This window comes from Mesorhizobium sp. M7A.F.Ca.MR.362.00.0.0 (assembly GCF_004023175.1).
Lineage (GTDB): Bacteria > Pseudomonadota > Alphaproteobacteria > Rhizobiales > Rhizobiaceae > Mesorhizobium.
Window position 1 is genome coordinate 1 of record NZ_RZTF01000078.1, and the last position, 2,633, is coordinate 2,633.

Consider the following 2,633-nt stretch of genomic DNA (forward strand, 5'->3'; position numbering starts at 1 on the left):
TGCTTGGAGGCATCGCCATCACCGGAGGGCGCGGTGGCGTTGGCGGCGTGTTCGCGGCCGTCCTGCTGCTGGTCACGCTGAAGACCGGCCTTCTGCAATTGAACATCAACACGGTTTGGCAGGTGGGGATTGTCGGCGCCCTTCTGGTTTTCGTCCTTCTCGCCGACCGACTTTCCCAACGTTGGAGATCATGATGCCGTCCATGGAAGAGATCATTGCCGCGCGCGTCGAGGCAAGCGCTGACCGTATCGTCCAAACGCTGAGCGATCTCGTCGCCTTCCCCTCGATCGTGAAATCCGATCCAAAGGAGGCCGGCCCCGGCGAGCGTGATTGCCAGCTCTATCTGCAAAAGCGGATCGAGGCGCTCGGCTTCTCGACCGATCTATGGGACCCGGATGGCCCTGCACTCTACGAAAAATACAAGGGGCGGGCCGGCGCCAACAAAGGCAGGACGTTCGAAGGCCGGCCCAATCTCGGCGGCGTCTTGAAGGGCACGGGCGGCGGTCGCTCCATCATGCTGACCGGCCATATCGATGTCGTCCCGCCCGGCGCCGCCGGGCACTGGACGACCGACCCGTTCCAGCCCGTCCTCAAGGACGGATTTCTACACGGCCGCGGTACGGTCGACATGAAAGGCGGCGTCGCCTGCATGCTGATGGCCGTCGAGATCCTGAAGGGACTCGACATTGCCCTGTCCGGAGACGTCGTCTTCACCACCGTCGTCGACGAGGAAATCGGCGGCATGGGGTCGCTGGCCATGGTCGATCGCGGCTTTCACGCCGACGCCGGCATCATGACCGAACCGACGGCGAACAAGATCGCACCGCTCTGTCACGGCATTCTGTGGGGGAAGATCATCATTGACGGCATAGGCGGGCATGCGGAGCTGACGCCCAATGCCTGGTATTCGAGCGGCCCGGTCGATGCCGTCCAGCTTTGCCGGCAAATCCTCGACGGCATCGACATCCTCAACCGGCGCTGGATGTTCGATCCCAGAAAGAACCATCCGTTGATGGACCTGCCCAACCAGATCATCGTCACCCAGATGAGCGCCGGCGAACATCCGTCCTCCATGGCAGGGCGCGGCGAGATCATCATCGACGCTCAATATCTGCCGAGCGAGCACGACGAGTTCAAACTGGGTGGCAACGTCAAACGCGAAATCGAAGAGCACATAGCCAATGTCTGCCAGGCAGACCCCTACCTGCGAAAGCACCCCGCCCGCGTCGAGTGGATCCTCGACGCCGATTGCGCCGAAATCCCAGCGGACAATCCCTTTGTCGGCGTCTTCCAGGAGGCCGTCAAAGAAGCCAATCTCTCGCCGGTCCTGAGTGGTTTTGGCGCGCACAGCGACATCGGCCTGCCGACCGGCCTCGGCAACACGCCGACCGTCAATTTCGGTCCCGGCGACCCCGCGCAGGCGCATCAGCCGAACGAACGCGTTTCGGTGCGCGATCTCGTCGATTGCACCAAGGCAATTGCAATTGCCGTCGAAAAATGGTGCCGTTAGCGGGCACCGCCAACATGAATGGATCGGTTAGCAATGCCACGACAGGCGGCGGCATCGTGGCCGAACTTGCGCTACTGCCTGGTGATGTCGTCGCGTTCTGACAGCCGGAGGTCCTGAGCAAGAGATTTTGAGGTCCTGAGCAAGCCATTCCTGTCGCCGCCCTGGCTCACGATCCGTTCACGGCGGATCGGTGTTGCAGCTGCCGGCTACCTGATTGACCGCTTCGCCGCACCCGGCGAGGTCGAAATCGGCCTCGCCGCGCCCCGCCAGCAGCCCGAACCGCCACGAAAGCTGGAGCCGGTTCGCGGCGACAAGGCGCCTGATGCCATCGGCGCCATCGCGCACCAGCATCCGGCCGCGCGGCCCGACCGCCCAGCTTTCATCGAACTTGCTCTCCTGATCGACCGTGATCGACATGGTGATCTTGCGGCTGGCCGAAACAGCGTCGTTCAATTGCAGCCATTCAGTCCAATGCGGCTCGCCGTTTGCCCGGCAGGCAATCGTCAGGATCGGGCTGTAGCTCAAGGCACCGCCGCCGGTGATCAGCTTGTTGGTGGCGTAGAGCGAGGCCGTGACAAGGCCGTCTTCACTCGTGCCGAAGCGCCAGTTGTCAGGCACCGTACCGGCCTGGGCAATGCCGCAGACCGAGACAAGGATCAGCGCGATTGCCGAAGCGAGTCCCAATTCGACGAACAGTCTCAACACGCCCTCCAACAACCAAGCGGCTTGCAATAGAAGCGCAGATAATGATCAAAGCTTGGTCGCCACAGGCCGTCGCTCGCGAAGCATGGCGGCTGTTGCAGTTTGGCAACGAAAAAGGCCGCCTCGAGGGCGGCCTTCCTGTTTCAGCGGAGCGCTGGTGTTATTCGGCGGCCTTCTTCTTCGGCGCGGCCTTCTTCTTGGGCTCTTCCGCGTCGTCGGCCTTCTTGGCGTCGGCCTTCTTGGCGGCGGCTTTCTTCGCCGGCTTCGCCTTGACGGAGGTCTCGTCCTCTTCGTCGTCGGCCATCAGCTCTTCCTTGCTGACCTTGACGTCGGTGACCGAAATCTGACCGAGCAGATGGTCGACCACCTTCTCCTCGAACATCGGCGCCCGCAGCGTGTTCACCGCTTCCGGGTTGTTGCG

At 62.6% G+C, this 2,633-nt stretch carries 3 protein-coding genes (1 of these 3 running past the window's edge); 1 reads left to right on the forward strand and 2 read right to left on the reverse strand.

Annotated elements, in window-relative coordinates; genetic code table 11:
* Nucleotides 1-193 precede the first annotated feature (193 nt).
* Nucleotides 194-1,510 (forward strand): M20 family metallopeptidase, encoded by a 1,317-nt coding sequence (locus EOC06_RS12915; protein ID WP_128307950.1) that lies wholly within the window; start codon nt 194-196, stop codon nt 1,508-1,510.
* Nucleotides 1,511-1,687: 177 nt separating this feature from the next.
* On the opposite strand, the gene EOC06_RS12920 is transcribed toward EOC06_RS12915, so the two are convergent.
* Complete coding sequence (locus EOC06_RS12920) at nt 1,688-2,212, reverse strand: hypothetical protein (RefSeq protein ID WP_128307931.1); 525 nt, start codon at nt 2,210-2,212, stop codon at nt 1,688-1,690.
* 160 nt (nt 2,213-2,372) lie between these two features.
* Nucleotides 2,373-2,633, reverse strand: the 3' portion of a protein-coding gene (tig, locus tag EOC06_RS12925) for a trigger factor (RefSeq protein WP_128307932.1). The gene runs 1,071 nt beyond the window's last position; 261 of the gene's 1,332 nt are visible here — the last part of the coding sequence; the start codon falls outside the window, past its right edge; it ends in the stop codon at nt 2,373-2,375.